The sequence below is a fragment of the Inquilinus sp. genome, assembly GCF_057815775.1.
Genome location: NZ_JBYRFX010000142.1, coordinates 1 through 5,022, shown reverse-complemented (window position 1 = coordinate 5,022; position 5,022 = coordinate 1). Strand labels below are relative to the sequence as shown.

The 5,022-nt window shown below is 70.3% G+C and carries 7 protein-coding genes; 2 read left to right on the top strand and 5 right to left on the bottom strand.

Annotated features, from left to right (window positions below; genetic code table 11):
* The 5 genes from AC3XYG_RS05185 to AC3XYG_RS05165 all read right to left on the bottom strand — a co-directional run.
* On the bottom strand, positions 1 to 450 hold a 450-nt coding region (locus AC3XYG_RS05185), incomplete at its 3' end, for an FAD-dependent oxidoreductase (protein ID WP_489138750.1).
* Positions 447 to 731 (bottom strand): (2Fe-2S)-binding protein, encoded by a 285-nt coding sequence (locus AC3XYG_RS05180; RefSeq protein WP_489138749.1) that lies wholly within the window; start codon positions 729 to 731, stop codon positions 447 to 449. The genes AC3XYG_RS05185 and AC3XYG_RS05180, both read right to left, overlap by 4 nt.
* 13 nt (positions 732 to 744) lie before the next feature.
* Entirely contained in the window at positions 745 to 1,539 is a 795-nt protein-coding gene (locus tag AC3XYG_RS05175; protein ID WP_489138748.1) for an ABC transporter permease, read from the bottom strand.
* A gap of 10 nt (positions 1,540 to 1,549) precedes the next feature.
* Positions 1,550 to 2,416: an ABC transporter permease gene (locus AC3XYG_RS05170; protein WP_489138747.1), complete on the bottom strand. Its 867-nt coding sequence runs from the start codon at positions 2,414 to 2,416 to the stop codon at positions 1,550 to 1,552.
* Positions 2,413 to 3,483 (bottom strand): ABC transporter ATP-binding protein, encoded by a 1,071-nt coding sequence (locus tag AC3XYG_RS05165; protein WP_489138746.1) that lies wholly within the window; start codon positions 3,481 to 3,483, stop codon positions 2,413 to 2,415. Before AC3XYG_RS05165 ends, AC3XYG_RS05170 begins: the two co-directional genes overlap by 4 nt.
* 188 nt (positions 3,484 to 3,671) lie before the next feature.
* On the opposite strand from AC3XYG_RS05165, the gene AC3XYG_RS05160 reads away from it, so the two are divergent.
* Together AC3XYG_RS05160 and AC3XYG_RS05155 are read left to right on the top strand one after the other, a co-directional pair.
* A complete protein-coding gene (locus AC3XYG_RS05160) occupies positions 3,672 to 4,499 on the top strand; it encodes an IclR family transcriptional regulator (protein WP_489138745.1) in 828 nt (275 codons plus the stop codon).
* 82 nt (positions 4,500 to 4,581) lie between these two features.
* The coding region (locus AC3XYG_RS05155; RefSeq protein ID WP_489138744.1) for a creatininase family protein at positions 4,582 to 5,022 on the top strand (441 nt) is incomplete at its 3' end.

The window sequence follows — 5,022 nt, the reverse complement described above, 5'->3', positions numbered from 1 at the left end:
GATGCCGCAGCCCTGGTATTTCAGCGCCACCTGGGCCGCGCCCAGGCTGTAGGCGCCGGGCAGGGTCCAGCCCGGCATTGGCAGGATGCGGTCGGTGGCGCCGGTGGCGAGGATCAGGTGGCTGTAGGGCAGGCGGCTGGTACGCCCGTGCTGCAGCAGGTCCAGCGCCCCGGCCTCGATGTTCCAGATCAGCGTGTCCGGGCGATAATCGATGGTTGGCGCCAGGTCGTCGATGGTCCGGTGCAGCACCGCGGCCTTCGCCGCCTCGGTGCCGTACAGTGTCTTCGCGTCGCGGGTGAAGCCGTCGGGCTGGCGGCGGTAGATCTGGCCGCCGCCCTTGGCCGCCTCATCCACCAGCACCGGCCGCAGCCCGGCCGCGGCCAGGGCCTCGGCGGCGCGGATGCCGGCCGGGCCGGCGCCGACGATGACGGGGAGGATCTCGCCGCTCATGCCGGCTCTCCGGTCACCAGGCGCATGCCCTCGGCCACGGTGGTGGAACAGGCGCGGAAGCGCCTTCCGTCCTCGGTCGCCACCCAGCAATCCTGGCAGGCGCCCATCAGGCAGAAGCCGGCGCGGGGGTGGCCCGAGAATTCCGACCGCCGCAGCCGGTCGGCGCTGGTCAGGATCGCGGTCAGCACGGTGTCGCCGGCCAGCGCCGTGGCCGGGCGGCCGTCCAGGCGGAAGCGGATCTCGGGCCGGCCGGTCTCGGCCAGGCGGGTCAGGATGGGCATCGGGAGGATCCGGTCACTGGCGGCCGACCAGGATGCGGTCGAGGCCGTAAAGGCGGTCGAGCACGACCATGGCGATGGCGGTGACGGCGACCATCAGGGCCGACACCGCGGCCATCATCGGGTCGATCGATTCCGTCGCATACATGTACATCCGCACCGGCAGAGTGACGGTGGCGGGGGAGGTGACGAAGATCGACATCGTCAGCTCGTCGAAGCTGTTGATGAAGGCCAGCAGCCAGCCGCCGGCGACGCCGGGCAGGATGATCGGCAGGGTGATGCGGCGGAACACGGTAAAGGCATCGGCGCCGAGTGACGCCGCGGCCTGTTCGGTCGACCGGTCGAAGCCGATCAGCGCGGCGATCACCAGCCGCAGCGCATAGGGCGTGATCACCACGCTGTGCGCCAGCACCAGCCAGAAGAAGCTGCCGGCGGCGCCCATCTCGGAGAACAGCTGCAGCAGCGCCACGCCCAGCACCAGGTGCGGAATCAGCAGCGGCGACAGGAACAGGGCGTTCAACGCGTCACGGCCGGGGAACTGGTAGCGGGTGGTGGCGATGCCGGCCGGCACCGCGATCGCGGTCGACAGCGTCGCCGCCATGGTCGCCAGCCACAGGCTGTTCCAGAAGGATTGCAGGAAGTCCGGATGGTCGAACACCGCCTGGAACCAGCGCAGCGAAACGCCCGATGTCGGCAGGCTCAGCGTGTTCTCCGGCGTGAAGGCGACCAGGCAGACGATCACCAGCGGCGCCAGCATGAACGCCGCGACCAGGGCATGGAAGACGAGGGCGAGGGGGCCGTTGCGGGTCATTGGCGCCGCCTCACCCGAGGCTCTTCCGGTATCGTCCTTCGACGATCCGGTTGTAGCTGAGCATGATCGCCAGATTGGCCAGCAGCAGGATCACCGCGATGGCGGCGCCCAGCGGCCAGTTCAGCGAGTTCAGGTATTCGTCATAGACCACGGTCGCGACCATCTTCAGCCGCCGGCCGCCGAGCAGGCCGGGAATGGCGAAGGAGCTGGCGGCGAGGCCGAACACGATCAGGCTGCCGGAGAGGAGGCCGGGCAGCACCTGCGGCAGCACCACCCGGCGCAGCACCGTGCCGTGCGACGCGCCGAGCGACAGCGCCGCCTGCTCGGTGGCCGGGTCCAGCTTCTGCAGCGAGGTCCAGACCGGGATCACCATGAAGGGCAGCATCACATGGACCAGCGCCACCACCACCGCCGTCTCGGTGTACAGCAGCCGGACGCGGCCGAGGCCGAGCGCCTGCAGCGCGTCGTTCACCACGCCGGTCGGGCCCAGCAGCATGCTCCAGCCGAAGGCGCGGACCACGACCGAGACCAGGAGCGGCGCCAGCACCACCAGCAGGAAGATCGACCGCCAGGGCTTGCGCATCCGGCTCAGCACATAGGCCTCGGGCGCGCCCAGCACGGCGCAGATCAGCGTGGTCAGCGCCGCCAGCCGGAAGGTGCGCAGGAAGATGCCGTAGTAGTACGGGTCGGTCAGAACCGTCAGGTACTGGCCGGTGGTCCAGGCCGCCTGCACGCCGGTGGCGTGGTCGTAGACATGGAAGGACAGCACCAGGGTCAGCGCCAGCGGCGCGATCACCAGCGCCGCGAACAGCAGCGTCGCCGGGGCCGCCATCGCCGTGACGGCCAGGCGCGGGGTGGTGGCCGCGGCCGCACTCACGACACGGTCTCCGCCTCGGCCTCGCGCAGCACCCGGATCATGCCGGGCGCCCAGTCGATGCCGGCCTTGGCGCCCTCGGCCAGCGGCTCCTCGCCCAGGTTGGGCGCGGCGACCAGCAGCTCCCCGGCCGGGCTGTCCAGGTGGTACAGCCACTGGCTGCCGAGGAAGTAGCGGCGGGTCACCGTGCCGGGCAGGCGGCCGGTGCCGGCGGCGCCCAGCACCAGCTTCTCCGGCCGCAGGCACAGCAGCACCCGGGCGCCGGCCGGCAGCCCGTCGCCCGGCACCTCCAGCGTGACCGCGCCGACCGTCACCCGGGCGGTGGTGCCGGGCTGGGCCACCACGCCGTCCAGCAGGTTGGCTTTGCCGACGAAGTCGGAGATGAAGCGGCTGCGCGGATGCTCGTACATCCGGTAGGGCTGGTCGATCTGGGTGATCCGGCCCCGCTCCATCACCACCACCCGGTCGCTGATCGACAGCGCCTCGGACTGGTCGTGGGTGACCATGATCGTGGTGGTGCCGGTTCGGCGCTGGATCTGGCGCAGCTCGAACTGCATCGCCTCGCGCAGCTTTGCGTCCAGGTTGGACAGCGGCTCGTCCAGCAGCAGCACCGGCGGCTCGATCACCAGGGCGCGGGCCAGGGCGACGCGCTGGCGCTGGCCGCCGGACAGGGCGCGGGGATAGCGGTCGGCGAGGTGGTCGAGATGGACCAGCGCCAGCGCCTCGGCCACCCGCTTCGCCCGTTCGGGCTTGGCGACGCGGCGCATCTCCAGCCCGAAGGCGACGTTGTCGGCCACGGTCATGTGCGGGAACAGCGCGTAGCTCTGGAACACCACGCCCAGGCCGCGCCGGTTCGGCTTCACCGTGGTCAGGTCGCGCCCGTCCAGCAGGATCTGCCCTGATGTCGCCGGCACGAAGCCCGCAATCATCTGCAGCGTCGTGGTCTTGCCGCAGCCGGAGGGCCCGAGCAGCGAGACGAACTCGCCACGCTCCACCGTCAGGTCGAGATCGGCGACGGCGGCGACATCGCCATACAGCTTCGAGATCCGTTCGAGACGGAGAAAGGTCATCGCTGTCTCCCTGGCACACCCTGGCGCGGCCGATCTTGGTTCCGTTGAACGGAAGGCGCCGACACGCCATTCCAGAAGACTCTTTCGATCCGGAGAGTCAAGGCGACATTCCATTTTCTGCGGAGTATTGTGATTTAGATTCCGGATAACGGAATCTTCTATGCCGATATGATCTTGAGATTCCGGAAATGGCGAAATCGAGCGAGACCCTTTCTCCCGGCAAAAGCCTGCAGCGCGGCTTCGCCGTCCTGCGGGTGCTGGCCGATGCGGGCGGCGAGGGGGCGAAGCTGATCCGCATCGCCGAAGCCGCCGGCCTGACCCAGGCCACGGTGCACCGGCTGCTGCAGGCGCTGGTGGCGGAGGGGATGGTCGAGCAGGACGAGCGCAGCCGGATCTACCGGCTCGGCATCGATTTCTTCGCCCTGGCGGCACGGGCCGGCAATCCCGGCAATCTGCGCGATTTGTGCCGGCCGGTGCTGCAGCGCCTGTCCGCCATGCTCGGCGACACCGTGTTCCTGCTGGTGCGCACCGGCTTCGATGCGCTGTGCCTCGACCGCAGCGAAGGCCTGTTCCCGATCCGCTCCCACACCGGCGACATCGGCGGCCGGGTGCCGCTCGGCGTCGGGCAGGGGGCGCTGGTGATCCTGGCCTTTCTGCCGGAGGCGGAGCGCGAGGAGGTCATCCGCTTCAACGTCCCTCGCCTGATCGGCCAGGGCGTGATGGACGAGGTCTATCTGCGCACCGAGATGGCGAAGACGCGTGCGGCTGGCTATGCCACGCGGCGGGATTTCATCCTGCCCGGCATGGGTGGTGCGGCTGTGCCGATCCTTGATCGCGACGGCCGGGCGGTGGCGGCGCTCAGCATCGGCACGATCTCCGAGCGGCTGGGCGACGACCGGCTGCCGACGGTGATCGAGATCCTGAAGCGCGAGGCCGACGCGATCGGGCCGCGGGTCAATCCGTTCGACCCGGCCCTGCGCCGCCCGGCGCAGCTGCTGGGCAGCGCCCCGAGGTGAGGTGGAGCCAGCGGCTCTGCTTGACTTGATGCCGATGGGATAGTCGGCTGGCCTAGACCCATCACGATCCGAGGATGCCTCGATGTCCCTTCCGCCCTTCGCCCCCGGTCCCGCCCGCCTGGCCTGGAGCCCGTCGCCGGAGCTCGGCGCGCTGGGCAAGGCCCGCGGCGCGGTGCTGATCCCGACCGGCGCGGTCGAGCAGCACGGGCCGCATCTGGCCACCGGCGTCGACATCTGGCTGGCGACCGCGGTGGCGCTGGGCGTCGCCGGGCGGGACCCGTCGATCCGGGTGGCCGAGCCGATCTCCTACGGCTCCTCGGCGCATCACGTGGCCTTCCCGGGCACCATCAGCCTGCGGCCGTCGACCTTTATCGCCATCGTGGTCGATGTCTGCCGCTCGCTGGCACGCGACGGTTTCTTCCCGATCCTGCTGAACGGCCATGGCGGCAACCGCGGCGCGCTGCAGGTCGCGGTGTCCGAGCTCGGCGCCGACGGCATCCGCAGCGCCGCCTTCTCCTATTTC

Bases quoted from the DNA above. Each gene is read 5' to 3' on its own strand.
- AC3XYG_RS05165 (WP_489138746.1), bottom strand. From the start codon at position 3,483: ATGACCTTTCTCCGTCTCGAACGGATCTCGAAGCTGTATGGCGATGTC.
- AC3XYG_RS05160 (WP_489138745.1), top strand. From the start codon at position 3,672: ATGGCGAAATCGAGCGAGACCCTTTCTCCCGGCAAAAGCCTGCAGCGC.
- AC3XYG_RS05175 (WP_489138748.1), bottom strand. From the start codon at position 1,539: ATGACCCGCAACGGCCCCCTCGCCCTCGTCTTCCATGCCCTGGTCGCG.
- AC3XYG_RS05180 (WP_489138749.1), bottom strand. From the start codon at position 731: ATGCCCATCCTGACCCGCCTGGCCGAGACCGGCCGGCCCGAGATCCGC.